The organism is Paracoccus mutanolyticus (genome assembly GCF_003285265.1).
Lineage (GTDB): Bacteria > Pseudomonadota > Alphaproteobacteria > Rhodobacterales > Rhodobacteraceae > Paracoccus > Paracoccus yeei.
On sequence record NZ_CP030239.1, the window covers coordinates 2,369,372 to 2,395,602 of the forward strand.

25 protein-coding genes and 8 pseudogenes are annotated in these 26,231 nt (G+C 67.5%); 23 read left to right on the forward strand and 10 right to left on the reverse strand.

The features are described from left to right. The first annotated feature begins 51 nt into the window (after nt 1–51). From DPM13_RS12890 to DPM13_RS27135, 5 genes and pseudogenes are all read left to right on the forward strand, one after another. Nucleotides 52–906, forward strand: coding sequence for a YeiH family protein (locus DPM13_RS12890; protein ID WP_223252009.1), 855 nt, complete (start codon nt 52–54; stop codon nt 904–906). Beyond that, complete coding sequence (locus DPM13_RS23465; protein WP_112888163.1) at nt 906–1,010, forward strand: hypothetical protein; 105 nt, start codon at nt 906–908, stop codon at nt 1,008–1,010. The genes DPM13_RS12890 and DPM13_RS23465 overlap by 1 nt, the downstream gene beginning before the upstream one ends. Nucleotides 1,011–1,085: 75 nt before the next feature. After that, nucleotides 1,086–2,045 carry a phosphate acetyltransferase gene (locus DPM13_RS12900; RefSeq protein ID WP_112888164.1) on the forward strand — a complete coding sequence of 320 codons (960 nt, stop codon included), beginning with the start codon at nt 1,086–1,088 and terminating at the stop codon, nt 2,043–2,045. A 159-nt stretch (nt 2,046–2,204) separates the two neighbouring features. Continuing rightward, nucleotides 2,205–2,507, forward strand: a complete 303-nt coding sequence (locus tag DPM13_RS12905) for a hypothetical protein (RefSeq protein ID WP_112888165.1) — start codon at nt 2,205–2,207, stop codon at nt 2,505–2,507. A 1,341-nt stretch (nt 2,508–3,848) separates the two neighbouring features. Next, nucleotides 3,849–5,115 (forward strand): annotated as a pseudogene (locus tag DPM13_RS27135) (NAD(P)(+) transhydrogenase (Re/Si-specific) subunit beta); the annotation flags it as partial. Nucleotides 5,116–5,607: 492 nt separating this feature from the next. On the opposite strand, the gene DPM13_RS23485 reads toward DPM13_RS27135, so the two are convergent. Continuing rightward, on the reverse strand, nt 5,608–5,820 hold the full coding sequence (locus DPM13_RS23485; RefSeq protein ID WP_223252598.1) for an amine dehydrogenase large subunit: 213 nt from the start codon (nt 5,818–5,820) through the stop codon (nt 5,608–5,610). After that, entirely contained in the window at nt 5,726–6,019 is a 294-nt protein-coding gene (locus DPM13_RS23490; RefSeq protein ID WP_223252011.1) for a CopG family ribbon-helix-helix protein, read from the reverse strand. The genes DPM13_RS23485 and DPM13_RS23490 overlap by 95 nt, the downstream gene beginning before the upstream one ends. 494 nt (nt 6,020–6,513) lie before the next feature. On the opposite strand from DPM13_RS23490, the gene DPM13_RS19830 reads away from it, so the two are divergent. Together DPM13_RS19830 and DPM13_RS27705 are read left to right on the forward strand one after the other, a co-directional pair. Next, complete coding sequence (locus DPM13_RS19830) at nt 6,514–6,897, forward strand: hypothetical protein (RefSeq protein WP_145963375.1); 384 nt, start codon at nt 6,514–6,516, stop codon at nt 6,895–6,897. Nucleotides 6,898–6,985: 88 nt separating this feature from the next. Further along, a pseudogene (locus tag DPM13_RS27705) lies at nt 6,986–7,232 on the forward strand (transposase); the annotation flags it as partial. Between the two features lie 737 nt (nt 7,233–7,969). Here DPM13_RS27705 and DPM13_RS23495 read toward each other — a convergent pair. Further along, nucleotides 7,970–8,144 (reverse strand): annotated as a pseudogene (locus DPM13_RS23495) (ABC transporter substrate-binding protein); the annotation flags it as partial. Between the two features lie 5 nt (nt 8,145–8,149). After that, nucleotides 8,150–8,319 (reverse strand): annotated as a pseudogene (locus tag DPM13_RS27145) (3,4-dihydroxy-2-butanone-4-phosphate synthase); the annotation flags it as partial. A gap of 303 nt (nt 8,320–8,622) precedes the next feature. Here DPM13_RS27145 and DPM13_RS21005 point away from each other — a divergent pair. From DPM13_RS21005 to DPM13_RS13005, 10 genes and pseudogenes are all read left to right on the forward strand, one after another. After that, a complete protein-coding gene (locus DPM13_RS21005; protein ID WP_189654676.1) occupies nt 8,623–8,766 on the forward strand; it encodes a hypothetical protein in 144 nt (47 codons plus the stop codon). Then, nucleotides 8,753–8,956 (forward strand): hypothetical protein, encoded by a 204-nt coding sequence (locus DPM13_RS21010; RefSeq protein WP_189654677.1) that lies wholly within the window; start codon nt 8,753–8,755, stop codon nt 8,954–8,956. Before DPM13_RS21005 ends, DPM13_RS21010 begins: the two co-directional genes overlap by 14 nt. 103 nt (nt 8,957–9,059) lie before the next feature. Further along, a pseudogene (locus DPM13_RS12970) lies at nt 9,060–9,236 on the forward strand (integrase core domain-containing protein); the annotation flags it as partial. A 62-nt stretch (nt 9,237–9,298) separates the two neighbouring features. After that, nucleotides 9,299–9,522, forward strand: a pseudogene (locus tag DPM13_RS23505) (P-type conjugative transfer protein TrbJ); the annotation flags it as partial. A gap of 26 nt (nt 9,523–9,548) precedes the next feature. Then, nucleotides 9,549–9,641 (forward strand): hypothetical protein, encoded by a 93-nt coding sequence (locus DPM13_RS23510; protein WP_223252599.1) that lies wholly within the window; start codon nt 9,549–9,551, stop codon nt 9,639–9,641. A 315-nt stretch (nt 9,642–9,956) separates the two neighbouring features. After that, nucleotides 9,957–10,745, forward strand: a complete 789-nt coding sequence (locus tag DPM13_RS12985; protein WP_036762614.1) for a glycoside hydrolase family 25 protein — start codon at nt 9,957–9,959, stop codon at nt 10,743–10,745. Continuing rightward, entirely contained in the window at nt 10,712–11,377 is a 666-nt protein-coding gene (locus DPM13_RS12990) for a CPBP family glutamic-type intramembrane protease (RefSeq protein ID WP_080621938.1), read from the forward strand. The genes DPM13_RS12985 and DPM13_RS12990 overlap by 34 nt, the downstream gene beginning before the upstream one ends. A 60-nt stretch (nt 11,378–11,437) precedes the next feature. Next, a pseudogene (aspS, locus tag DPM13_RS12995) lies at nt 11,438–13,211 on the forward strand (aspartate--tRNA ligase). 161 nt (nt 13,212–13,372) lie between these two features. Continuing rightward, the gene (locus DPM13_RS13000) at nt 13,373–14,743 is read left to right on the forward strand and encodes a DUF1800 domain-containing protein (RefSeq protein ID WP_112888170.1); all 1,371 of its coding nucleotides are present in this window, start codon (nt 13,373–13,375) and stop codon (nt 14,741–14,743) included. Between the two features lie 10 nt (nt 14,744–14,753). Then, complete coding sequence (locus tag DPM13_RS13005; RefSeq protein ID WP_397244484.1) at nt 14,754–15,932, forward strand: DUF1501 domain-containing protein; 1,179 nt, start codon at nt 14,754–14,756, stop codon at nt 15,930–15,932. A 27-nt stretch (nt 15,933–15,959) separates the two neighbouring features. On the opposite strand, the gene DPM13_RS13010 is transcribed toward DPM13_RS13005, so the two are convergent. Then, nucleotides 15,960–16,694: a response regulator gene (locus DPM13_RS13010; protein ID WP_112888171.1), complete on the reverse strand. Its 735-nt coding sequence runs from the start codon at nt 16,692–16,694 to the stop codon at nt 15,960–15,962. Nucleotides 16,695–16,826: 132 nt separating this feature from the next. Between DPM13_RS13010 and mce the strand changes: the two genes are divergently transcribed. Together mce and DPM13_RS13020 are read left to right on the forward strand one after the other, a co-directional pair. Beyond that, nucleotides 16,827–17,231 (forward strand): methylmalonyl-CoA epimerase, encoded by a 405-nt coding sequence (gene mce / locus DPM13_RS13015; protein WP_112888771.1) that lies wholly within the window; start codon nt 16,827–16,829, stop codon nt 17,229–17,231. Next, a complete protein-coding gene (locus tag DPM13_RS13020; protein ID WP_028719424.1) occupies nt 17,231–17,491 on the forward strand; it encodes a DUF1467 family protein in 261 nt (86 codons plus the stop codon). Before mce ends, DPM13_RS13020 begins: the two co-directional genes overlap by 1 nt. Here DPM13_RS13020 and DPM13_RS13025 read toward each other — a convergent pair. Together DPM13_RS13025 and DPM13_RS13030 are read right to left on the reverse strand one after the other, a co-directional pair. Continuing rightward, complete coding sequence (locus DPM13_RS13025; RefSeq protein ID WP_036762610.1) at nt 17,457–18,161, reverse strand: EI24 domain-containing protein; 705 nt, start codon at nt 18,159–18,161, stop codon at nt 17,457–17,459. The two genes, DPM13_RS13020 and DPM13_RS13025, sit on opposite strands and share 35 nt — an antisense overlap. Then, complete coding sequence (locus tag DPM13_RS13030) at nt 18,158–18,724, reverse strand: nitroreductase family protein (protein WP_080621940.1); 567 nt, start codon at nt 18,722–18,724, stop codon at nt 18,158–18,160. The genes DPM13_RS13025 and DPM13_RS13030 overlap by 4 nt, the downstream gene beginning before the upstream one ends. Before the next feature lie 193 nt (nt 18,725–18,917). Here DPM13_RS13030 and DPM13_RS13035 point away from each other — a divergent pair, with 193 nt between their 5' ends. Further along, entirely contained in the window at nt 18,918–19,223 is a 306-nt protein-coding gene (locus DPM13_RS13035) for a hypothetical protein (RefSeq protein WP_112888172.1), read from the forward strand. Further along, complete coding sequence (locus DPM13_RS13040; RefSeq protein WP_112888173.1) at nt 19,136–20,359, forward strand: CYTH and CHAD domain-containing protein; 1,224 nt, start codon at nt 19,136–19,138, stop codon at nt 20,357–20,359. Before DPM13_RS13035 ends, DPM13_RS13040 begins: the two co-directional genes overlap by 88 nt. A 12-nt stretch (nt 20,360–20,371) precedes the next feature. Here DPM13_RS13040 and tpiA read toward each other — a convergent pair whose 3' ends face one another. Both tpiA and DPM13_RS13050 read right to left on the reverse strand, forming a co-directional pair. Beyond that, the gene (gene tpiA, locus DPM13_RS13045; RefSeq protein WP_112888174.1) at nt 20,372–21,103 is read right to left on the reverse strand and encodes a triose-phosphate isomerase; all 732 of its coding nucleotides are present in this window, start codon (nt 21,101–21,103) and stop codon (nt 20,372–20,374) included. Nucleotides 21,104–21,191: 88 nt separating this feature from the next. Beyond that, entirely contained in the window at nt 21,192–21,563 is a 372-nt protein-coding gene (locus DPM13_RS13050; RefSeq protein WP_112888772.1) for a HesB/IscA family protein, read from the reverse strand. 192 nt (nt 21,564–21,755) lie between these two features. On the opposite strand from DPM13_RS13050, the gene rpsD reads away from it, so the two are divergent. After that, nucleotides 21,756–22,376 (forward strand): 30S ribosomal protein S4, encoded by a 621-nt coding sequence (rpsD, locus tag DPM13_RS13055; protein ID WP_112888175.1) that lies wholly within the window; start codon nt 21,756–21,758, stop codon nt 22,374–22,376. Between the two features lie 207 nt (nt 22,377–22,583). Continuing rightward, a complete protein-coding gene (locus tag DPM13_RS13060; RefSeq protein WP_223252013.1) occupies nt 22,584–23,186 on the forward strand; it encodes a hypothetical protein in 603 nt (200 codons plus the stop codon). Nucleotides 23,187–23,288: 102 nt separating this feature from the next. Here DPM13_RS13060 and acnA read toward each other — a convergent pair. Next, nucleotides 23,289–26,067 (reverse strand): annotated as a pseudogene (gene acnA, locus DPM13_RS13065) (aconitate hydratase AcnA). Between the last annotated feature and the right edge of the window lie 164 nt (nt 26,068–26,231).

Consider the following 26,231-nt stretch of genomic DNA (forward strand, 5'->3'; position numbering starts at 1 on the left):
GCGCGAGCCTCTCGCGCCGGATGGTGCCCTGCATTCAACAAGGACATCCCCATGGCCAGCACCGACCTGCTTCCCGCCCGCCAGATGGTATCGGACGCCTTTCCGGGCTTTGCCGTATCGGTTCTGGTGGCGGCCACGGCGCAGTTCCTGTCCGAGCATTACGGCGCCCCCGCCATGCTGCTGGCGCTGCTGCTGGGGCTGGCGCTGAACTTCCTGGCCGAGGAAGGCACCCGCACTGCCCCGGGCGTGGCGCTGACCGCCCGGACGGTGCTTCGGCTGGGGGTGGCGCTGCTTGGGGCGCGCATCAGCGTCGACATGCTGGCGGGGCTGGGTGGCGCCGCGATCGCACTGGTCATCGCCGGGGTCGTGCTGACCATTCTGTTCGGCCTGATCGCGGCGCGCTTCGTCAACCGGGATTGGCGCTTTGCGCTGCTGACCGGCGGGTCGGTGGCAATTTGCGGCGCCTCGGCCGCCATGGCCATCGCCGCGGTGTTGCCGCGCCATGAACGCTCGGAACGCGACCTGGCCTTCACCGTGCTGTCGGTGACGGTCTTGTCCACGGTGGCCATGGTGCTTTACCCGATGCTGTCGGGCCTGTTCGGGTTCACGCCGCGCGACAGCGGCGTGTTTCTGGGCGGCACCATTCACGACGTGGCGCAGGTGGTCGGGGCGGGCTTCTCCATCGGCCCCGAGACGGGCGAGACGGCGACGCTGGTCAAGCTGATCCGAGTATCGATGCTGGCGCCGGTGGTGCTGTGCTTTTCGCTGGTCATCCGTCGCCGACGCTCTGGGGGTCTGTGGCCCAGCCGCCACGCGGGCCTGCCGGCCAGCGGGCAGGGCGCTTCGGTGCTGGCCACCGCCTCGCGTCGCTGCCCAAGCCCGTCGTCGGCGGGGCGGGCTTCGTGATGTTCGGCACGCTGGTCGTGGTCGGCATCAAGACCCTGCAAAGGACCGATTTCGATACCACCTTCAACAACTTCATGGTCGTGGGCAGCGTCGCCATGGGCTGATCGTCGTCGAGCCCGGCTTCTTCGGCTTCATGCCGGACGCCGGCCTGCACTTCCTCAGCTGAGAAGGACCTTGCCATGAAACCGCTCGACCGTATCCTGGCCGCCGTGCGCGCCCAGCCGCGCCACATCATCCTGCCCGAAGGGGGCGATCCGCGCGTGGCCGAGGCCGCCGCCCGCATGACCGCCGAAGGCCTGGCCCGGATCACGCTGATGGACGGGCCGGCCGTTGCGGGGGTGACGGCGCTTGCCCCGGCCGAGGCGCCCGACCTGCCCGAGCTTGCCGAGCACTGGCACAGGATGCGCGCCGCCCGGGGCATGACCGCCGACCGCGCCCTGGCCGAGATGCGCGACCCGATCCGCCAGGCGGCGATGCGCGTCCGGCTGGGCCAGGCGGACGGCACGCTGGGCGGGGCCGTCGCCACCACCGCCGACACGGTGCGCGCGGCGCTCCAGATCATCGGCCGCGCGCCGGGCGCCGGCATCGTCTCGAGCTTCTTTCTGATGCTGTCCTGCGGCCCGGCGGCGCCGATCAGGGGCGGCATGATCTTTGCCGATTGCGGGCTGGTGGTCGAGCCGGACGCCGAGGGGCTGGCCTCCATCGCGCTGTCGGCCGCCGACAGCTGCCGCCGCCTGCTGGCCGAGGAGCCGCGCGTGGCAATGCTGTCCTTTTCCACCGCCGGCTCGGCCGACCACCCAAGCCTGCTCAAGATCCGCGAGGCGCTGGCCTTGGTGCGTGCCGCCGCGCCGGGGCTGGAAATCGACGGCGAGATGCAGTTCGACGCGGCGCTGGACGACGCCATCCGGGCCAGGAAGGCGCCGGGTAGCCGGCTGTCGGGGCGGCCGAACGTGTTCGTCTTCCCCGACCTCGCCTCGGGCAACATCGGCTACAAGATCGCGCAGCGCCTGGGCGGGCTGACCGCCATCGGCCCCATCCTGCAGGGCCTCGCAAAGCCCGCGAACGACCTGTCGCGCGGATGCTCGGTCGAGGATATCATCGCCGCCGCCGCAATCACACAGTTGCAGGCCGAACCCTGAGACAGGCAGCGTGGCATCCCGCCGTGTGCGCAAACCCGCATGATCGCAAGCCCTGTCGCATGAAGCGGACTGGGCTTTGAAAGAGAGTTACGAGGGGGAGGCCCGTGTCGCGGTTACCCCTCCTGGTTCGGGACCAGCAGCTTCCATCAGGTTTGCGAAATGGCCGGCGTCGATGGGGACGATTTGCTGCGCGCCTATCAGGCGGCCGGCGTGACCGACGTGCCGACCGCCGGCCGCGTCATGGGCAATCAGCGGCGTGGCGGTCAAGTCCGCCCCCCCCAGCTGGCCGAGATCGGCCGCAGACGCGGCGCGTGCCAGCCCCCACCCGCCAGCGGCCGGCGCAGAACCCCGAACAGCCGGATGCCGTCGCGCTATCAGGCATTCCCTTATCAGAAGTTCGGGCAATATCCTGGCCGAGTTACCGTCATCTCGCGCGCGCACCTGGCTCCGCGCGGCCTTTGATCTGAGGCGGATCGCAACACTTGGCCGGTTCTGTCCCGGCAGCTGACTGGCGCCTGGCAGGTCCCGACCGCCCAAGGGCTGGTCGATCGGACACGGCTGACGGGGCTTGCCGCCATCGGCAACGCCCCCAGCCTGGGCGCGCGGCCTATGCCTTCGACGTGCGCCCCGAGGTCGCCGAGCAGATTGAATCGATGGGCGCCGAATTCGTCTATCTGGACTTCAAGGACCAGGTTCCACGAAAGCCCCCGCGCCCCCGCCGGTCATGACGTCCGTCACCCCCTCCCCCGGATAAAGCCGCGGGCTGCTCCCACCCCAAGTTTCGCCGGCAGGACTCCGGGCCCCGCGCGGACGCGTCACACCACCGCACGGCCCGGGCCGGCCCGCGCCCAAGCGATAGCCGACGCGGCGCCTATTGCTCTGCCGCGCGAATCCCGGCGCGTCTAACGGCGAATCGCCGGGCCGGACTGCGGCAGCCCGAACAGCGCATCCGCCACCGATCAGCGCAATCCAGCGTCAGATGACCAGACGACACGCCGTTGTCGTCATCGGCTACACCGACTTCCCCTCGCGCATGGGGGCGAAGAACATCCGATAAGGCAAGATCATCGCGACATTGCTAGACGACCTGACGCCCGGCAGGACGGCCTGATCGCCAGAACATGGAGGACGACGTCATCCGCGGCGCCACCGCACCCATGACGGCGACGTGACCTGGCCGCCGCCGCCGCCCAAGGTCGCCGCCACCGCGCCGCAAAAGCCCAAGGACAAAGCCCAAGGAGCTGACGCCCGAAGAAAAGCGCACGACCTATGTCGCGGCGTTGGGGCTCACCGCGCTCTACATGGAGGAGGCGCCGAACCGCAGATGCTGCTGGTCGGCGCCCAGCCAGAACAGTTTCCGAAAACATGCTTCCGAACGGTGCTTCGATCAGGCCCAGGGGATGAACGTCAGCCATCGCTGGGCCGCTGCTGGGTCGCAACGCCAGGTCCGCGACACCATCGTCGGCGCGCTACTGCAGATCGGGTCGGGGCGTGGCTGGTCGCGCTGATCGCGGCGCTGTCGGCATGGCGGGCGTCAACATCTTCGGCGGCTTCTGGCACGACCCGGAGGTGCTGTTCCAGCATCGTCAAGGACCATGCCGCCGACCCGACACAGGTTTGACCCGCGCCGCGATCGAGGCCGGCATTTCCGCCTATGTCGCTGGCGCGGGCTCGACGGCGCAGCGGCACGGCGTCCATATCGTCATCGGGCTGGGGATGCGCGATCCCCTGCGCGAGGGCGTGATGCGCAACGCCTCGCTGCTGATCGGGCACGGTGGGCCATCGGCTGGGCGTTGCCAGCGCGTGCAGATGACGGAAATGCCGGGGCTGGTCGCGGATGGATTCGCTGGTAAGCCTGGCCGCCGTGTGTCGGCTTCAACGCCCGGTTCGAACTGTCGCGGTGCTGCGCGCCAGACGCTTTGGCATCGCGACCGGCCTCATTCGAGTTGTGATACGACAATCGAGCGCCGACGCCTTCGGACTCGCCGATGTAAGCAAGTTGCCGGTCCTGTGCATCTTCATCGGCGCCGATCAGGATGTACACGCCTGGCCGTTCGGGGCATCGTGCGGAAAGCCTCACGGACCCGGCGGAGCTGATTGCGCCGGAAGGCGATCGCTTGGCGCGGCGGCCCTGTCGCTGCTGGCCGCCATCCTGTACTGCACCACCGGGGCACCGGTCCTGCGGCGGCGACACACCCTGGCCGCGACCTTTTCGGCTATCACTGGATCAACTGGGCCATGACCTCGGTCGCCGATGTGACGGCGGTGGCGGTCTCAGCATGAACGCTATTCCGGCTATGCGGCGGCGGCCATGGCTTACGCTCGGCAACGACCTGCTGATCGTCGTGGGCGCGCTGGTCGGATCAAGCGGTGCGATCCTGTCCTATATCATGTGCAAGGCGATGAACCGCAATTTCGTCAGCGTGATCCTGGGCGGCTTCGGCGGCGAGACGGGTCCCGCGATGGAGATCGAGGGCGAACAGGTCGCCATCGACGCCGAAAGCGTCGCGGCGGCGCTGAACGACGCGGACGAGATCATCATCGTGCCGGGCTATGGCATGGCGGTGGCGCAGGCCCAGCAGTCGGTCAGCGAACTGACCCGCAAGCTGCGCGCGCGCGGCAAGACGGTCCGCTTTGCCATCCATCCGGTCGCCGGCCGCCTGCCCGGGCACATGAACGTGCTGCTGGCCGAGGCCAAGGTGCCCTATGACATCGTCATGGAGATGGACGAGATCAACGAGGACTTCCCGAACACGGATGTGGTCATAGGATTCGGCTCGAACGACATCGGACCCGGCCGCGCAGGAGGACCGATCAGCCCCATCGCCGGCATGCCGGTGCTGGAGGTCTGGAAGGCCAAGCAGGTGTTCGTCAGCAGCGCGGCCAGGGCACCGGCTATTCCGGGATCGAGAACCCGCTGTTCTACAAGGAAAACACCCGCATGTTCTATGGCGACGCCAAGAAGTCGCTGGATGCGCTGCTGCCCATGATCGAGTACGGCGGGGATAGCAAGTTCCTCTCTGACGCCCAGAGCAGCAATTCGCAAAATCCAGATAGCCTTGGAAGGTAGGTCTTGTTGAATAGCTCTTATAGCTCTTGCCGCAACTTTCTGAAAAAAGAGGCATGCACGGCTGGGGCCGCTGCCCGGGGCACATGGCTGTGCCTTTTGGTAACGCCAGAGGTGCCCCTGTTAGGCCAGTCGCACGGCTAGATTGGTACACCGGCATGGCATCGGATGTCTGGGTAAATCGTGTCCGACGTGCTTGGATTTGTATTCGACCCGAAGAACGAGGAAGCCGCTGTTCACGTTAGATGATGACGTCAGCCTCACGAGCGACTGAGAGACCGCATGTATACGGTCTAGTATACCCCCGACGGCGCTTGACCAGGAAGCCGACGTAGGCCTGACCTACTCACGCGCGGCCGGAACGTGAAAACCCCCGGGGGACGAACACCCCCAAAATCGCGCTTCCATAAAGGACCATTCGGTTCGACTCGCCGATAACCCCGACCAAGAAAACGGCCTGTCCCAATCCGGAGAGCCGTCTTTCAACAGGGAACGTCACGAGTGCCAAGTCAATGGCCTTCGAACGCGAATCGGGAACGCTGGAGACCCAGGAGGTCTGCCGCCTGCTGAAAGAGGCCGGCACTCAGGAAGGTCGTCTATACCGGCCAGTTCGTCAATCGACGGCTCCGAAGCGGGGTCGAAGACCTCGACGTAATCGGTGCGGGTGCCGCGCGCGATGCGCGAAAAGACCGTGCTGGCCTGGGCGATGAACGAACCGTCGTCGGCGCTGCACGGCTTTCCGCTGGACTGGAACCTGTGGCAGATCCACGACTCGGCCCGCGACATAGGCGGAAACGGCCTCGGCCGCGAGGAACGATTTGCTGCGCCGGGTTTCTCCGGCGATCCGCTCCAGCTTCCGCTTGGTCTCGGGGGAAACCCGAATCGACATGGTGGTGCTCGCCGTCATAGTGAAAGCCCTGTGTTGCATTGTGCAACATACCGACCAGGCAGCCCACGCCACAGTGCGGAAGCAAAGCGCGAAGACGTTATGTGTCAGGGTGCCGCTTCCCTGTCGGCAAGGGCTTTATCCCTTCAAGTCTTCGCGGGACTTCGGCCGCCGGGCAGGACGCGGAATGGAGCCGGCGCCGAACCGCTTTGCCTGGCAGCGCTGGCGCGCCGAGGAGTAGGCGGCGCGAAACGCCCAATGGGAGGGGAAGACACATGAGCATCATCCGAAAGGCACTGACCACGGCCGCCGTCGCCAGCGCTTTGATGGCCGGGGCGGCGCAAGCCGAGCCCGTGCGCATCGCGCTGGTCGCGGTCGGTATGGTGACCGAGATCGCTATAATCCCGGCGATTGCCTGTCGTCACCGTGCTGACCCTTGCCGCGCTGGTCCAGGGCGGCACCCTGCTGGGCGACAGCCTGACCGGCGGCCCCCCGGCTCGGACCCGCAGGCCCGCATGACCGCCTTCCGCTATCCCGGCACCGACATGCCCGAGACGGTGAAAGGAATCGAGGAATTGGGCGGGCTGCCCGACGGGGCGGGGGCCGCGGCGAACCTTTACCGAGATCGTTCGCTCGACGTCCGGGGGGTCGCCCACAAGGTTCAAGCCATGCTTGATGCCTTCATCGAGGCGCAGGGCATCGATCCGAAAGTACCTCCAATCGAGATCCTGGACCGAACTGAACTTTGCCGTCCTGAGGCGACGTTCCCGATCCGCAAAGGCGATATGCTGGCGGGACGCTCCGCAGGAGATGGTCCATCGAAGATCGTTGCGGACTGCGGTGCGGCCAATGCGATGCGCCTTGCGGCCGGTCAAGACGGCAACCCGGGTGGAGAGTAAACTATTTACACGATCAGCATTAATATGGTAAATAAATTAACAAAATTTTTTCTGCAAAATAATGAGTTACGTGATATATAGCGTAACTGCACAGGCGCTCGCCCGGCGCCTTCTGGTGCCGGCAAGCAAAGACACGTTCTTGCGTGGGGCGCGGAACCTGATGGGCCCCGCCTCCGAACCCCCGCGTGTGATCGGCATCGATGACTGGGCATGGCGCAAGGGGCAGCGTTACGGCACGATGATCTGCGACCTGGAACGGCGGCAGGTGATCGACCTGCTGCCCGAGCGCGAGCCTGCCACCGTGGAAGCCTTGCTGCGACATCATCCGCACATCGAGAAGTCGCTCGGCAACGGACGGCTCGCCGCGCTCGCCCCAGTCCTTGAAGGTGGTGAAGATCAGCCCCGCGTTCGGCCCCTGCCCCGAAAAGCTGAAGCCCCGGATCGAGACGGTGTTTTCCACCTCGGGCATGGCGGCATACTACATCTCGGTCGCGGCAGCCAGCACCTGGTCTGGTGCGGTTCGAGCTGGCGGCAGGCGGCGTCTGCACGTCCGTGATGATGAAGCCCTGGTCCTCGTTCGGCAGGAAGCTGGTCTGTCGGGTGGACAGCACGGACCCTGAAACCCTTGGACCCGCGAAGCCACCCAGGTGCGCTCCGACAGTGGCCTCATGATCCGCCCAGACTAATCTGGCCGACCCAGCGCATTCTTCAAACGTCGAAAACAGAATGGAATGTGCGGCGCATATCTGCTATGCAGTCGATCGGCGCCAGTGGAGGCAGAAGACTAGCGCACCTGGGCCGCAGTACCAGATGGCCCATCAGAACCGCTGCGTGCTGTCGCAAAGCAAAGAACTTCAGCGCGACATCCTTGTGCGGCCGCCCTGCGAATGGAAAGGAGGTGGCCTCGTATCCGCCCTCGTAGAACAGGGCGTCGGCCTTTTCGACAATCAGGTCACGAGTGGATGGTGCGGCCATTATAGGTCAGTTGTCCTAGATCACGTCTGGCATAGGGTACAACGCATCGAATCGTCAATGCCTGCCGTCGGATTGCCGCCCTGCCCTGCCCGCTTGATGTATCCAGCTTGGCGAAGGCGCGGTCGAGCCCCTCTGGCGTGGCCAGCGCCTCATAGACCTGATCCGCCGGAACGCCGTCGCCCATCAACGCCATCTCCAATAACGCATTGGGGAGGCCGATATCAGCCGCGCTTGCCGGGCTTTACCGCACCGAAGAAATCGGCGATGGTCTGGGCGGGATATCGACCGAAGCTTCGGTATGGCCTGCGCGCACCAGAACGCCGCCATCACGCGCGCGCAGCGGAAACACATGTCCGGCCGGTCGAATGGCCAGTCGCGGATCGGCGGCGGGCCCGCGGATCGCGCGGCGGCCTGAATCGTACGCGCCCGATCGCCCCCGGCACAACCGCAGCTCGGCCAGACCTATCAGGCGCTCTGCAGCGCGGGAAACCGGCGAAAGTCGCGCTCACCGCAGTGATGCGCAAGCTCCTCATCCGCGCCATCGCCCAGCAGATCCTCAGGCCGCAGCCCTTCAGCAACTCGTCCAGCAACTCGTTGGAAATCTGACGACGCTGGAACCGATCGCAGCGGCATCTGGGAAGGGCGATGCGGGATGACGATATCTCCAGCGCCGGGCCTGCCGACATATCGGTGCGAACCAAGACGGCCGGTGCGAATGAGCGAAGGTACTTTCACACTGAAGCATGCCGATTGTCCGAGCCCAAGGCGAGCCCCGATTTCCGCGAGGAGACGCCGGCCATCGCCGGAAGCGGTGCCGGTTCGGCTATCGCCGGATCGGCGTGCTGCGCGAACGAACGGCTGCTGAAAGAGAACCTATGCTATGCGCGAGATTGAGCCGGAAACAGGAAACAGTCCGGGGGACTGTTTTCCCGGCGACATGTCGGGAAGCGACGAGGCGGGCGAGGCGGGCCCGCGGCATCCACGCCGATGCCGCAAGCGGCCCATCGCCACGCTGCAGGCGCTCGACTTCCTGGCGGACAGCTCGGCGCCGTCGCCTCCGCAACCTGCGGTGATGACGAGCTGACGAGGAAAAGGGCCACGGCGACCAACAACCGCCTGCGCTATTCCAACCCCGAGGTGGATGCGCTGGTGCTGGAAGGCCAATCCACCATGGACGTCAGCGAACGGCGGGCTATCCCAAGACGATCCGCGTCGATCGAGGAGGGGGCGAGTTCATCTCCCGCGACATGGACCTCTGGGCTTACCAGCGCGGGGTCGTCCTTGACTTCTCCCGACCCGGCAAGCCCACCGACAACGCCTTCATCGAGGCATTCAACGGCAGGTTCAGGGCCGAATGTCTGAACGAGGAGACTTCAACAGCGACTGCGCCGAGATGGCCAGGCTTGACGGCAGAGCCAAGGCGCGACGGCCACTGCAAGTCACGCAGGCCGGCAATCAACTGTTGGCGTTCAAGTCGCAGCAGCTTTCCGACCTGATCGCCGTCATCTCGGCGACCGGCCCCGCCAATGCGCTGACCGAAGCGGAAGCGCGGCGGCCGCCGAACAGGGCCGCGAGCAGCGCCGCCGCTTCCTCACGCCGGGTTCGGGCTACCAGCCCGGCAACGCGCAGATGTTCAACGGCAACAACTGACCGGGAGGCTCGCCATGGACGGCAAGATGCTGGCCCGGCTTGGGGCCGTGGTGTTCGTTGCGATTGCCTTGACAGTGACCGCAACGACTGCTCATAGGAAGAATGTACCCTCCCCGTGACGCTACCTTCTCCACGAACTTGCGAACCTGGTCGGGACGGTGCGGCACCGTCCCCGGTGGCGAACCTCGCCACCGCGTTTGCCCTGCGCAACCGCAACTGAAATCGTCGCCTTGTCGACATCCAGGCCGGTGGACATGTTATCCTGAGTTCGGTCTCCCCCTTCCCCTTGTGCGACCCGCGCAACGCGCGCCCTTTTGCGCGGCCACCACCGTCTGCTGACATATTCGTGACTGTCACGCCACCGTGACACAGAGGCCCACCTTTGCGATAAGGGCCCAAGGCGCCGGGACAGGCGCATCGGGCAAGGGGCAGAGATGAAATTCTTCGGCAGAATGATGATGGTCCTGCTGGTCGCGGCGCTCGCGGCCTGCGGCGGCGGAGGCGGGGGCGGCAGCCGTGCCGTGATGGTGGGGCAGGGCAGCGGGCCGGCCTTCGGCGACAGCGCGCCGCACGCCTGGGTGGGCGGACATCCCTATGACCATCCTGTGCATGGCATTGATATTTCCCGCTATCAGGGCAACATCAACTGGAACGCGGTGCGCTCCTCGGGGGTCAGCTTCGCCTTCATCAAGGCCACCGAGGGGGGCGACCACGCCGACCCGAACTTTCGCACCTACTGGCAGCAGGCGGCCCTGGCGCGGATCCCGCGCGGCGCCTATCACTATTTCTATTTCTGCCGTTCGGGCGCGCAGCAGGCGGCCTGGTTCATCCAGAACGTGCCGCGCGAACGCGGCGCCATGCCGCCGGTCATCGACCTGGAATGGACCGCCTCGCGCACCTGCCCGTATCGTCCGCCGGCGAACGAGGTCCTGCGGGAAGCCAAGATTTTCAAGGACATCCTGCATCAATACTACGGCCAGCGGCCGATCATCTACACCACGGTGGATTTCTACCGCGACAACAACCTCGGCTCCTGGCCCGAGGAGTTCTGGCTGCGCTCGGTCGCGGGCCATCCCCGCATCGTCTATCCCGGCCAGCGCTACAGCTTCTGGCAATACACCGGCACCGGCATCGTCCCGGGCATCCAGGGCAACGTGGACCTGAACGTCTTTGCCGGCTCGCCCGCCGAATGGCGCCGCTGGCTGAACCGGAGGCTGCAATAGGCCGGTTCCTGCTTGGGCTGGAGTTCGCGGCGCTCTATATCGGGGCGCCGCTGGCCATTGCGTTGTTCATGCCCGGCCACCTGCTGTTCGAGGCGCTGGCGCTGTTCAGCGCCGCCGGGTTGCTGCTTTTGTGGTTCACCGGCGGCTTCGACTGGCACAGCCTGGTGCGCGGCTGGCGCCGGCTGCCCTGGCTGGAAATCCTGGGCATGATCGCGATCACCACGGCGCTTGGCGCGCTGATCCTGTCGTTCGAGCGACCCGGCGCCATCTTCAACATGGCCCGAAGCCGGCCCGAATTCATGCTGGTGATCTGGACCTTCTACCCGATCCTCTCGGCCCTGCCGCAGGAGCTGATCTTTCGCCCGCTGTTCTTTCACCGCTATGCGCTGATCCTGCCGCGCGGCCGGGCCGCCATCGCGCTGAACGCGGCCATCTTTTCCTTCGCCCACCTGATGTACTGGTCCTGGGTGGTCGCGGCCCTGACCTTCGTGGGCGGCTGGTTCTTTGCCCGAGCCTATCTCAAGCGCGGCTTTCCTTCGGCCTGGGTGCTGCACGCGGTGGCGGGGAATGCGCTCTTCACCGTGGGCATGGGGGTCTATTTCTATTCCGGCAACGTGGTGCGCCCCTTCTAGATCGCTTGACTTCCCGGCCGTGTCGCGCTTCATGCCTCGGCTGATACAAGGGGAAAGATGATGAGCGCCTATCGCAGCCATACCTGCGGCCAGCTGACCGCCGCCAATGCCGGGGAAACCGTCCGCCTTTCGGGCTGGGTGCACCGGGTTCGCGACCACGGGGGCGTGCTTTTCATTGACCTGCGCGACCATTACGGCATCACCCAGGTGATCGCCGACAGCGACAGCCCTGCGTTTTCGGCGCTCGAGCGGCTGCGGGCCGAGACGGTCATCCGCATCGACGGCCGCGTCAAGCTGCGCGACGAAAGCCTGGTGAACCCCAAGCTGCCCACCGGCCAGATCGAGGTCTATGCCACCGGGACGGAGGTTCTGGGCGCCTCGGACGACCTGCCGCTGCCCGTCTTTGGCGAACAGGAATACCCCGAGGAGACGCGCCTTGCCTATCGCTTCCTCGACCTGCGCCGCGACGGGCTGCACCAGAAGATGATGCTGCGGTCGCGCGTCATCAAATGGATCCGCGACAAGATGTGGGACCAGGGCTTCACCGAGTTCCAGACCCCGATCATCACCGCCTCGAGCCCCGAGGGCGCGCGCGACTTTCTGGTGCCTTCGCGGCTGCATCCGGGCAAGTTCTACGCGCTGCCGCAGGCGCCGCAGCATTCAGCAGCTGACTGGTGGCGGGCTTCGACCGCTTTTCCGATCGCGCCCTGGTTTCCGCGACGAGGATCCGCGCGCGGACCGCTCGCCCACCGATTTCTACCAGCTCGACCTCGAGATGTCCTTCGTCGAGCAGCAGGACGTGTTCGCCGCCGTCCAGCCGGTGATCCAGGGCCTGTTCGAGGAATTCGGCGGCGGTCGCCGGGTCGATGCCGACTGGCCGCTGATCCCCTATGCCGAGGCGATGCTGAAATACGGCAGCGACAAGCCCGACCTGCGCAACCCGATCGAGATGCAGGTGGTCAGCGACCACTTCCGCGGCTCGGGCTTTGCCATCTTCGCGAAGCTCCTGGAGCAGGAGGGGACCGAGGTCCGCGCCATTCCCGCGCCGACCGGCGGCAGTCGCAAGTTCGCCGACCGCATGAACGCCTTTGCGCAGGCGCAGGGCCTGCCGGGCATGGGCTATATCTTCTGGCGCAAGGCCGAGGACGGCTCGACCGAGGCGGCCGGCCCCATCGCCAAGGCGCTGGGTCATGACAAGACCGAGGCGATCCGCGCGCAGCTGGGTCTGGGCGAGGGCGACGCGGTGTTCTTTGTCGCCGGCAAGCCCGAGCAGTTCGAGGCCGTCGCCGGCCGCGCCAGGAACGAGATCGGCCGCGAACTGGGCCTGACCGACGAGAACCAGTTCAAGTTCGCCTGGATCGTCGATTTCCCGATGTATGAAAAGGGCGACGACGGCAGGATCGACTTTTCGCACAACCCCTTCAGCATGCCGCAGGGGGGCCTTGAGGCGTTGGAGAGTCAGGACCCGCTGACCATCAAGGGGTATCAATACGACCTGGCCTGCAACGGCTACGAGCTGATCTCGGGCGCCATCCGCAACCACCGCCCGGACATCATGTTCAAGGCCTTCGAACTGGCCGGCTATGGCCATGACGAGGTGGAAAAGCGCTTCGGCGGCATGGTCAAGGCCTTCCGCTATGGCGCGCCGCCCCACGGCGGCTGCGCGGCCGGCGTCGACCGCATCGTGATGCTGCTGGCGGACGAACAGAACATCCGCGAGGTCATCATGTTCCCGATGAACCAGCGCGCCGAGGACCTGATGATGGGCGCCCCCAGCGAGCCCAGCAACGAACAGCTGCGCGAACTGCGCCTGCGGGTGCTGCCCAAGGAATGATTCCGGGCGGGTGCAAGGGAATGCCGCAGGCCCGGCGGGTTTTCGGCAGGCCCTTGCCGCATCGCGGCAACCTGCCGAAAGCGTGAACTGACCTTCTGTCATCGACATGCGATAAGCTGGCGCCGGGGACGGTTTTCCCCGGACGAGGAAGGTGCAGGCGCATGTCGATCGAATTTCCCGAAATCGCCGCGATTCGCCTGGGCTATGGTCTGTCGCCGCTGATGGCCCCGCCGCAGGACATCGAGACGGTGCTGGCCTCGGCCGCGGCGGCGGGCCCCGGCCCCGAGGCGATGACGACCGCCCGCGCGCAGGAGATGGGGGCGAAGCTCGCCGCCCTGACCAAGGCCCGGCGCGAGGGTGGCGAGGCCGAGGAGGCCGAATTCACCGCCTATAACCGCGAGATGGGCAAGCTGCTCGGGCGCGACCTGCAACGCCGGCTGGCCCGGGCCGTGGACGCCGAGGCGGGCTTCGGCGAACGGCTGGTGCAGTTCTGGGCCGATCATTTCACAATCAGCCCGATGAACGGCGGCCACAATCCGCTGGCCCTGGCTTTCGTGGACGAGGCGATCCGGCCCCATGTGAACGGCCGGTTCGAGGACCTGTTCTTTGCCGCCGACACCCATCCGATGATGCTGCTGTATCTGAACCAGAACGCCAGCCGTGGCCCGAATTCGGTCTTTGCGCGCCGCCGCCCGGGGCAAGAGGTCGGGCTGAACGAAAACCTCGCCCGCGAGGCGATGGAGCTGCATTCGCTGGGCGTGGGCGCGCCTTATACGCAGGACGACGTGCGCGAGATGGCCGAACTGCTGACCGGGCTGACCTATTCGACCCAGGCGGGCTTTGCCTTTCGCCCCCAGATCGCCGAGCCGGGGGCCGAGACGGTCCTGGGCAAAAGCTATGGCGGCACAAGGCGCGACGGGATCGAGGCGATCCGCGCGGCCTTTCGCGACATCGCCCGGCGGCCCGAGACGGCGCAGTTCATCTCGCGCAAGCTGGCGGTGCATTTCATCGCGGACGATCCCGCGCCGGACCTGGTGGACGCGATGGCCGCGACCTGGCGCGACACGGGGGGCGACCTGCCGCAGGTCTATCGGGTGATGGCGACCGATCCGGCGCTGGCCGCGACGCTGCGCGCCAAGGCGCGCCAGCCCTTCGATTTCCTGGCCGCCAGCTTTCGCGCGCTTGGCCTGACCGGCCAGCAGATCACCGCCATCGACTTCCCCCAGGTCAACGGCTTCCTGCTGGACCCGATGCTGCGCATGGGCCAGCCCTGGCTGCGCCCGACCGGCCCCGACGGCTGGCCCGAGGACGCGACCGCCTGGATTGCTCCGCAGCTTCTGGCGGCGCGGATCACCTGGGCGCTTCGGGTGCCCGGCAAGGTGGCGCAGCCGCTGCCCGACCCGCGCGACCTTCTGGACGCGGCGCTGGGGGCCACCCGGTCCGAGGCGCTGGCCTGGGCGGTCCCCAAGGCCGAAAGCCAGGCGGAGGGCGTGGCCATCGTGCTGGCCTCGCGCGATTTCAACCGGCGATAGGAGGACGATCATGGACCTGAACCGACGCCTGTTCCTGAAGGGGGCCGCGCTGATCGGCTGCTCGGCCGCCGCGCATCCGCTGATGACCTCGATGACCTTCGCGCAGGTGCCGGGCGACAACCGGCTGGTCGTCATTATCCTGCGCGGCGCGATGGACGGTCTGGACGCGATCCAGCCTTATGGCGACCCGATGCTGGCCCAGTACCGGCGCGAGATTTCGGTCGGGCCGGACCGGGGGGCCCTGGACCTGGACGGCTTCTACGCGCTGCACCCCTCGCTGCAACCGCTGATGCCCCTATGGAAATCGGGTGAACTGGCCTTTGCCCATGCGGTTTCGACTCCCTATCGCGACAAGCGCAGCCATTTCGACGGCCAGGACCTGCTCGAGGCGGGGACCGGCAACGACCTGCCGGTGGACCGGCGCATCGGTGGCTGGCTGAACCGGCTGCTGCAGGCTTTGCCCAAGGCCTCGGCCGAGACGGCCTATGCGGTCGGCGTCGAGCAGATGAGGATCCTGGCGGGCGATGCGCCCCATCTCAGCTGGGCGCCCCGCGCCTCGCTGACGCTGTCGCCGCAGGCGCAGATGCTGCTGGAGCATGTCTATCACGACGACCCGCTGTTTCGCGACGCCGCCCGTGACGCGATCCGCGTCAGCGCCGAAACCGACCAGATCGCCCGCAGCCAGGGTCCCACGGCGGACGCGACCGCGCTGGGGGCCTTCGCGGCGACCCGGCTGAACGGCGAGGCGCGCATCGCGGCCTTCTCGATCGCCGGCTGGGACAGCCATGTGCGCCAGCCCCAGATCATCGGCCGCTCGCTGGACCGGCTGGCGGCGGCGATCCTGGCGCTGCGCGACGGGCTGGGGCCGAACTGGTCGCGCACGACCGTGCTGGCGATGACCGAATTCGGCCGCACCGTGCGCGAGAACGGCACCGGCGGGAGCGACCACGGCACGGGGGGCGCGCTGGTCATGGCGGGGGGCGCGATCCGGGGCGGGCGCGCCTATGGCGACTGGCCCGGCCTGGGAGAGGGGCAGCTTTACGCCGACCGCGACCTGATGCCCACGCGCGACATCCGCGCCTATGCCGGCTGGGCCATGCACGGCCTGTTCGGGATCGACCGCGGCCTGCTGGAACAGACCATCTTCCCGGGGCTGGAACTGGGCGGCGACCCGGGGATGCTGGCCTGAGCGCCGGGCCCTGTCACAAGCCCCGCGTTACAGACGCTGCACCATCGCCAGCCGGTCCTGCACCATGCCGCTGATCCGCGCCAGGTCCGTGGCAAGCGGCGCGCCCTGCGCATGGTCCCGCGCCAACGCGGTCGCCGCGACCTCCAGCGGGCGGTCGTGGGCCGAACGCGCGACCCCCGCCAGGAAGCGCGCGATATAGTCGATGGCGGCGGTGTCGTCGGCCAGCGACAGCACCTCGGCCACATGGGCCAGGTCGTCGCGCAGCGCGCCCCGGTCGGGGATCACGACCGTATCGCTGAGCAGGCGCAGCCCCTGGGGGCGGTCGCCGGGCGGCAGGGCGTCCAGGATGGCCTGCTGGAACCCGGCCAGGCTTTCGACCGGCTTGGCCAGGAAACCGTCCGCGCCGGCGTCCAGCGCGGCCTGGCAGTTGTCCGGGTCGCCCGAGATCCCCAGGATCACCGGCACGCGGGGGGTGTTGCCGGCAATGGCGCGGATCACCTCGGCCCCGTCGCCGTCGGGCAGGCCCATATCCACGAGGACCGCGCCGGGGCGATAGGTCTGCAGGTGGCGCAGCGCCGCCCTGACGGTATCGGCGCGCCGGATCCGCGCGCCCGAGCGCAGGCACAAAAGCCGCACCGCTTCGGAGGCAAAGCGCGAATCCTCGACCACCAGCACGGTCAGGCCGCTGAGCGGACGTCCGGGCAGCAGCGGGCGCGGGGTCGGCAGGTCGTCGTCCAGTCGGTTCGTTCGTTCGTCGCTCATCACCAGAATCCTTGCAAGAGTGAACCTTCGTGCCGCCAGAATCCCGCGATTCGGCTAACAAGCGGTTAATCGCGGCGGTTTTCCTTGGCCCCCGGCCCGCATCCGCCTAAAACGATGCAAACGGAGGACAGCATGATCGGACGCCTGAACCATATCGCCATCGCCGTGCCCGACCTGCAGGCAGCGGCCGCGCAATATGCGGAGACCCTGGGGGCCCGCGTGGGCGCCCCGCAGGACGAGCCCGACCACGGCGTCACGGTGGTTTTCATCGAATTGCCGAACACCAAGGTCGAACTGCTCTACCCCTTGGGCGACGACAGCCCGATCCGCGGATTCCTGGACAAGAACCCCTCCGGCGGGATCCATCACATGTGCTTCGAGGTCGAGGACATCCTGGCCGCGCGCGACCGCCTGAAGGCCGAAGGCGCCCGCGTCCTGGGCTCGGGCGAGCCCAGGATCGGCGCGCATGGCAAGCCGGTGCTGTTTCTGCACCCCAAGGACTTCAACGGCTGCCTGATCGAACTGGAGCAGGTCTGATGAACCTGACCGGCGGCATCGTCCTTTATGCGGTCCTGTGGTTCCTGGTCCTGTTCGTCCTGCTGCCCATCGGCCAGAAAAGCCAGGCCGACGTGGGCCAGGTGACGCCCGGAACGCCCGCGGGCGCCCCGCACGAGCCGCGGCTGAAGCGCAAGATGTGGCTGGCCACGCTGATCGCGGCGGTGATCTGGGCCCTGATCGCCTGGATCATCCTGGGCGGGGTCATCACCCGCGCGGATATCGAGGGCTGGACGCAGTAAGATGGTAAAGGTGGGTGAACCCCGCCGCCGCCAGCACCGGCACCAGCACGTTCAGCACCGGAACCGTCAGGAGCAGCGCGATCAGGACGCCAAGGCCCGTGGCCTGCGCCGCGCGCGCCTTGCGCAGGGCGGTCGCCTGCGGCGCGTGCAGGTGACGCCGCGCCGCCATCTGAAAGAACTCGCGGCCCAGCAGCCAGCCGTTGCCCAGATAGAACAGCACCGAGGCGAGCGGCCCCAGGAACGGCGTCAGCGCCAGTGTCACCAGCGTGACCAGGATGACCAGCCCGACCACGGCGAGGCTTTCCAGCAGCCCGTCCAGGAAATCGACGGACAGGCCCTTGGCGGCGGGGTAATGCGCGGCCTCGACCGCGTCGGCTACCCGTTCTGCGAACAGCCCGGCGAAACCCGCCGCCACCGGGGCCATCAGGAAGATCGACATGACCGGGAACAGCACCAGCGAGCCCCAGGACAGGAAGGCCGCGATCTCGACCGGGCCGATCCAGGGCAGGGTCAGGCTGTCGGGCGCAAAGGCGCGGATCGCCCAGAAGGCGGCCGCCTGCAGGGCCACGAACAGCAGGAGGGTCAGCCCGACCCCCAGCGCCACCACGCCAAGGATGCGCGGGCGCAGCAGGTCGCGCCAGGCCAGGACCAGCGCGCGCAGCACGCTCATAGAAACACCGTATGGGCCGCGACATCGGGGCGCGGGCGGTCGGGGGGCGTCGCGCCGCGCTGGCCGATGTGGATCAGCCCCGCGATGCGCTCCTGCGGGCCAAGCCCCAGATGGGCACGGGCGAATTCGGGCTGGGCGGCGGGGCCGGTCAGCCAGGCCGCGCCAAAGCCCGCCGCCAGGGCCGCGTTGACCAGTTCCAGGCAGACCGCGCCGGCCGACAGGACCTGTTCCCATTCCGGCACCTTGGGGCTGTCCACCGGGCTGGAGACCACCGCCACGATGACCGGAGAGGCAAAGGCCGAGCGCGCCTTTTCCACCGCCGCCGCGTCGCCGCCCGCCGCCGCCACGTGATCGGCCAGCACCGGCGCCAGCCGGTCCAGCGTGGCGCGCTCCAGCACCACGAAACGCCAGGGCTCGAGCTTGCCGTGGTCGGGGACGCGGGCCGCCAGGACCAGCAGGTCCATCAGCACCTCGCGCGAGGGCGGCGGGCCGCTCAGCAGCTTGGGCGGATGCGAGCGGCGGTTGCGCAGGAAGGAAAGCGTCTGGGGGTCGATCTGTTGCACGTCACACCTTGAAAATGGACAGGACGGGCCCGAACCGCCGGAAATGTCGGTCGGGCGGGCGCGTGGTGGTCAGGCGAGGAGCCGGCCCCGGCCCGCTCTCCAGTCGATATGCGGCCCGAAGGCCCTTGCCCCGGTTGCGGCGGTCCCATCCTTTCGCGTTAAGATGGGGGCAGGTCCGGTTCAGGAGGATGCGATGCGTCAGGTCAAGGTCAGGCTTCAACTTGCGGGAACATCCTTTGCCGCGCTCGAGGACGATGCCGCGCTGGCCGGCACGCCCCGCCTGACCGAGGAGCGCCGGCTGTATTTCGACGCCGCCGGCGGCGCCCTGGCGGCAGCGGGGGCGGGGCTTTGCATCTGCCAGCGGGCCGGGCGATCGGTGCAAGTGCTGGAATTGCCCGGCAGCAACCGGGAATGGCCGGTGCCCGGCCCCTGCCGGTGCTGGAGCCGGGCGGGCCGCTGCTGGCCCTGCTGGGCGAGGGCGCGCGCGACCTGGTCCTGACCGGATCGCGACGCTCGGCCGTCGCGAATGGCCGGTCGCCCAGGGCGATGCCACGCTGGAGCTGCACTGGTCGAGGGGATGCTGGGCCTGGCCGCCGGCGGGTGGCGATCCGCGACTGCGAGATCACCCTGACGGCGGGCCCGGTGGCCGAACTCTTTGCCCTGGCCCGGCGGCTGGCCGAGACCGCCCCGCGGCGCCTGTCGGTCGTGACGGTGGCGCAGCGCGGCCGGATGCTGGCCGAACCCGTGCCCCGCAGCGTCAAGGCCGCCGAGGCCGCGCTGACCCCCGCGATGACCGCGGCCGACGCGTTTCGCCGCATCGCCCTGTCCTGCCTGACCCAGTTCCGCCTGAACGAGGATCTGGTGCTGGCCCTGCGCTCCGAGGAGGCCCTGCATCAGGCCCGCGTGGCGCTGCGCCGGCTGCGTTCGGCCTTTACGGTGTTCAAGCCGGTCCTGGGGGCCGAGGCCGGCACCGACCTGCGCGAAGGGCTGCGCTGGCTGGCGCAGGAACTGGGGCAGGCGCGCGACCTGGACGTGCTGGTGCGCCGCGCGCCGCCGGGGCCATTGCTGGCGCGGCTGACTGCCGAACGCGAGGCGGCCTATGACACGGTGGCCCATGTCCTTGGCTCGCGCCGGGCGCGGCTGTTGGCGCTGGACCTGGTCGAATGGCTGGACCATGGCGACTGGCGCGCCGATCCCGCGACCCGCTCCCTGCGCGAGATGCCGGCGCCGGAATTCGCCGGGCTGGCGCTGTCGCGCTTTCGCCGCAAGGTCAGAAAGGACGGCAAGGATCTGGTGTCCCTGCCCGACGAGCAGCGACATGAATTGCGCAAGGATGCCAAGAAGCTGCGCTATGCCGCCGATTTCTTCGCCCCCCTGTTCCAGGCCAAGGCGCTGCGCCGCAAGCGCAAGCGGTTCATGGACGCGCTGGAATCGCTGCAGGACAGCCTGGGCGCGCTGAACGACCTGGCGGCGGGTCCCGAGGTGCTGGACCGGCTGGGCCTTCTGGACCTGCCGGGCGCCGGGGCGCTGGTCGAAGGCGGGGACCGGGCGCCGCTGCTGAAGGCCGCGGCCGAGGCGCATGACCGGCTGGTCGGAACCCGCCGCTACTGGCCCCGGCCCGGTCCCCGGGACTGAAGGCGCGTTCCCTCAGGCAGCGGAAAGCGCCGCGATGATCGGGCCGAAGTCCGCGGCCTTGAGGCTGGCCCCCCCGACCAGCGCGCCGTTCACATGCGCGATGGCAAAGATCTCGGCCGCGTTCGCCGGCTTGACCGAGCCGCCGTAAAGCAGCGCGACATCGGCCCCGTCCGCGAAGCGGGCCGACAGCCGGTCGCGCATCAGGGCATGGACCTCGGCGATCTGGTCATTCGTGGGGGTGCGGCCGGTGCCGATGGCCCAGACGGGTTCATAGGCGATGACCGTGTTCGCAGCCGTGGCGCTGTCGGGCACCGATCCCGCCAGCTGGGCCGAGATCACGTCCAGCGTGTGGCCGGCGTCGCGCTGCGCCTCGGTTTCGCCCACGCAGATGATGGCGACCAGGCCGGCCTCATGCGCGGCCAGGGCCTTGGCCGAAACCATCTCGTCGGTTTCGCCGTGGTCGGTGCGGCGTTCGGAATGGCCCAGGATCACATGGCTCGCGCCCACGTCCTTCAGCTGCGCAGCGGCGATGTCGCCGGTGTGTGCGCCCGAGGCGTTGGCATGGCAGTCCTGCCCGCCGGTCGGGATGCCCTTGGCCGCCATGGCCTGGATCAGCACCGCGGGCGGGCAGATCAGCACGTCGCAGCCGGGCTTGGGCCCGGCCAGAAGCTGGTCGATCTCGGCCAGGGCGGCCAGGGTTCCGTTCATCTTCCAGTTGCCGGCGGCAAGTTTGCGCGGGGCCATCAGCCTCTCCCTTGTCATGTCCTGACCGGGGGATAGGGCGCGCGCGGGCGGCGATCAAGGATGTGTGCGCTAACCCCGGACCAAAACCTCAGGTCCGGGCGCGCGAACCCTCCAGCGGACCGAAGCTGACCGATTCGCCGCAGCCGCAGCTGTCGGTGACGTTCGGGTTGCGGAACTTGAAGCCCGATTCCAGCAGGCCGGACTCATAGTCGATCTCGGTCCCGAACAGGAACATCTGCGCGGTCGGCGCGATCAGCACCCGCGCCGCGCCATGTCGACCACCTCGTCGCCGGGGGCGGGGGTCTGGGCCAGCTTCCATGGTGTATTCCATGCCGGCGCAGCCGCCCTTCTTCAGGCCGATGCGCAGGCCGCTGGCCGATTGCGCCGCCATCAGCCGGGCGATCTGACGCTCGGCCGCAGGGGTGATCGAGACGGGGGACTTGCCGGGGATCGAAAACATCGCGGGTCTTTCCTGTTCGCTGCCCTTCATTTAAGGGCGCGGGGGCCGCCGCTCAAGGGGCGCTTGACACGGGGCGCGGGGCGGCTATAAGCGCCGCTTCAATTGGTGTTGGTGGACCCCGCAAGGGGAACCCTGTCGGGCATTATGCCAAAGGACAACGCCCTTCGACAACATGAAAGAAGGAGATCAGCGATGACCAAACGCACCGCTGCCAAGTACAAGATCGACCGCCGCATGGGCGAAAACATCTGGGGCCGCGCCAAGTCGCCGCTGAACAAGCGCGAATACGGCCCGGGCCAGCACGGCCAGCGCCGCAAGGGCAAACTGTCCGATTTCGGCACCCAACTGCGCGCCAAGCAGAAGCTGAAGGGCTATTACGGCGACCTGACCGAAAAGCAGTTCCGCCGCATCTATGCCGAGGCCGAGCGCGTCAAGGGCGACACGGGCGAGAATCTGATCGGCCTGCTGGAGCGCCGCCTGGACGCCATCGTCTATCGCGCCAAGTTCGTGCCGACCATCTGGGCCGCGCGCCAGTTCGTGAACCACGGCCACGTCACGGTGAACGGCCAGCGCGTCAACATCGCGTCCTATCGCGTCAAGGAAGGCGACGTGGTCGCCATCCGGGAACGTTCGCGGCAGCTGGCCATCGTGCTGGAAGCCGTTGCCCTGACCGAGCGTGACGTCCCCGACTACCTTGAAGTCGACCACAACAAGATGACCGCGACCTTCGTGCGCACCCCGGCGCTGGGCGACGTGCCCTATGCCGTGCAGATGGAGCCGAACCTGGTCGTCGAATTCTACGCCAAGAACTGATCCTTTCCGGATCAGGCAGGTTTCAGGGCCGTCCCTTCGGGGGCGGCCTTTTTGCTTGCGGCACGGCTGCATGGGTATTTGGGAAACGGTGAAAGCCCGGCGTGGTGCCCGGAACACAACCCTTGCGCCTCACGATCCCGTGGATTGCAACCGCGCTGCAGGCTGGCGAAGGAGAGGCCGAACGGCTTTTGGAGGGATGCGATGCGGATGATGGCGATTCTGGCGGCGGCGGCCATGGCCTTCCCGGCGGTGGCCGAGGAGGCGCCAGCGACCGAGGAGCGGCTCTGGACCTGCGAGACCTCGATCGCGGGCGAAAAGACCGAGATCAACTATCTCCGCGATGCCGAGTTTCGCCAGAACGTCGGTCGGATCGAGAAGAACTTCTCGGGCTGGGGCAAGATCACCTGCCCGGGCTATGTCACACTGCGCGAGATCCTGCGCCGCAATGCCATGTCCGACGACGGCAGCTATTGTCTGCTTTGGGACAAGCAGGGCGACACCTATATCGGCGCGCAAAAGGGCGCACGCAAGGGCAATGCGCTGTGCCGCAAGACCCTGTGCGAGCGCGTGAACGGCGCGCGCCAGGCCACCTTCCGCAACGCCAATGCCTTGGCTGTGGCCGGTTACGATGCGGTCACGCAGCGCCCCGGCGCGACGATCCTGGCCGCCACCTCGGGTTCGATGGTCGGCACGCTCGAGGCGGCGGGGGCGGCGGCGATGGGCATGGCGGCCTCGCCCGTGGCGGTGGGATCGATGGTCATCGGCTCGGCGGCCGTGGGCGGCACGATGTGGTATTGCGCCGAGGAGTGACACCCTCGGGCTTTCACCGTTTTCCAAATACCCATGCACCCGTGCCGCAAGTGAAAAGGCCGCCCCCTAAGGGACGGCCCTGCAATTCGCCAGCGGGACGGCTCAGGCTTTCGCCAGGTTGCGCAGCACGTAATGCAGCACGCCGCCGTTTTCCAAGTACTCGATCTCGACCTCGGTATCGACGCGCGCCTTCAGCTGGATCACCTTCTCCGTGCCGTCGGCATAGCGGATGGTTGCCGGGACCAGCGACAGCGGCTTGAAGTCGCCTTCCAGACCGTCGATGGAAATCACCTCGTCGCCCGTCAGGCCCAGCGACTTGCGGTTGTCGCCGCCGGTGAACTCGAAGGGGATCACCCCCATGCCGACCAGGTTCGAGCGGTGGATGCGCTCGAAGCTTTCCGCGATGACCGCCTTGACGCCCAGCAGGTTGGTGCCCTTGGCCGCCCAGTCGCGCGACGAACCCGCGCCGTATTCCATGCCGCCCACGATGACCAGCGGGATGCCCGCGTCCTTGTAGGCCATCGCCGCGTCATAGATCGAGGTCTGCTGCCCGTCCGGGCCCTTGGTATAGCCGCCCTCGACGCCGTCCAGCATCTCGTTCTTGATGCGGATGTTGGCGAAGGTGCCGCGCATCATGACCTCGTGGTTGCCGCGGCGCGAGCCGTAGCTGTTGAAGTCGCGCGGCGCGACCTGCCGTTCGGTCAGGTATTTGCCGGCGGGCGTGGTCGGCTTGAACGAACCGGCCGGGCTGATGTGGTCGGTGGTGATCATGTCGCCCAAGAGCGCCAGCACGCGGGCGCCGTGGATGTTGTGGATCGCGCCCTTTTCCGCGCCCATGCCCTGGAAATAGGGTGGGTTCTGGATATAGGTCGAGGTGGGCGGCCAGTCATAGGTCTCGCTGTCGGTGACCTGCACGCCCTGCCAGCGCTCGTCGCCCTTGAACACGTCGGCATATTTCTTCTGGAACATCTCGCGGGTCACGATGGTGTCGACCAGATCGGCAACCTCTTTCGAGGTCGGCCAGATGTCCTTCAGGAACACCGGCTTGCCGTCGGCGGTATGGGCCAGCGGCTCGGTCGTCAGGTCGATGTTCATGTCGCCCGCGATGGCATAGGCCACGACCAGCGGCGGCGAGGCCAGGTAGTTGGCGCGCAAGTCTGGGCTGATCCGGCCCTCGAAGTTGCGGTTGCCGGACAGGACCGCGACCGCGCCAGGTCGTTGTCGTTGATCGACTTCGAGATTTCCGGCGCCAGAGGACCGGCGTTGCCGATGCAGGTGGTGCAGCCGAAGCCCACCAGGTTGAACCCCAGCGCGTCCAGGTCATCCTGCAGGTTGGCAGCCTTCAGGTATTCCTCGACCACCTGCGATCCGGGCGCCAGCGAGGTCTTGACCCAGGGCTTGCTGGTCAGGCCAAGCGCGCGCGCCTTGCGGGCGACCAGACCCGCCGCCATCAGCACATAGGGGTTCGAGGTGTTGGTGCAGGAGGTGATCGCCGCGATCACCACAGAACCGTCGCGCAGCGTGTAATCCTGTCCCTCGACGCTGCCGGTGTTCAGGTGGCCATGGTGGGCGCCGGGGATCTCCTCGGGGGCAGGGTTCGGGGCGCCGCCTTCGCGGGTCATCAGTTCCTTCTCGGTCTTGGGGGCCGAGGGGGCGGGGCGCAGGCCCAGGATATAGTCGCTGAACGCCTTGGCCGAGTCGGTCAGGGCGACGTGGTCCTGCGGTCGTTTCGGGCCGGAGATCGCGGGCACCACGGTCGACTGGTCCAGCTCCAGCGTTGAGGAGTAGACCGGCGCATAGTCGCGGGTCCGCCAGAAGCCGTTCGTCTTAGCATAGGCCTCGACCAGGGCGATGCGCGATTCCTCGCGACCGGTCTGGCGCAGGTAGCGCAGGGTTTCATCGTCGATCGGGAAGAAGCCGCAGGTGGCGCCGTATTCTGGGGCCATGTTGGCGATGGTGGCGCGGTCGGCCAGCGGCATGTGGTCAAGGCCTTCGCCGTAGAATTCGACGAACTTGCCCACCACGCCATGCTTGCGCAGCATCTGCACGACCTTCAGCACCAGGTCGGTGGCGGTCACGCCCTCGCGCAGCGCGCCGGTGACCTTGAAGCCCACGACCTCGGGGATCAGCATGGAAATCGGCTGGCCCAGCATCGCGGCCTCGGCCTCGATCCCGCCGACGCCCCAGCCCAGGACGGCCAGGCCGTTGATCATGGTGGTGTGGCTGTCGGTGCCGACCAGCGTGTCGGGATAGGCCACCATCGGCCGTTCTGGTCCTTGTCGGTCCAGACGGTCTGGGCCAGGTATTCCAGGTTCACCTGGTGGCAGATGCCGGTGCCGGGCGGCACCACGCGGAAATTGTTGAAGGCGTTCTGACCCCATTTCAGGAAGGTGTAACGCTCCATGTTGCGTTCGTATTCCAGATCGACGTTGCGCTGGAAGGCGCGGGGCGTGCCGAATTCGTCGACCATGACCGAGTGGTCGATGACCAGATCGACCGGGTTCAGCGGGTTGATCTTTTGCGGATCGCCGCCCAGCGACTTGATGCCGTCGCGCATCGCGGCCAGGTCCACCACCGCCGGGACGCCGGTAAAGTCCTGCATCAGCACGCGGGCCGGGCGATAGGCGATCTCGCGCGGGTTCTTGCCGCCCAGGGTCGCCCATTCGGCGAAGGCCTTGATGTCGTCGACGCTGACGGTGCGGCCGCCATCCTCGAAGCGCAGCAGGTTTTCCAGCACCACCTTGAGCGAGGCGGGCAGCTTCGAGAAGTCGCCCAGGCCCGCTTCGCTGGCGGCGTCGATGGAATAATAGGCAAAGGACGATCCGCCGACCTCGAGCTGGCGGCGCGTCCTTGCGGTGTCGGTTCCTGTTTCAATGGGCATGACTCGGCTCCCTATCCTTGAAAAGGTGGCTGAATGGCGGTGACTCCGGGCCCATGTGCCCCTTTTCCGCTAGGGGTTCAAGGCAAAAGGCCGGCGTTGTATGCCATTGTATGCCAAGTTTTCGCTGCGTCTGCAAGATGTGGGTTTTAGGCAACGATCACGAC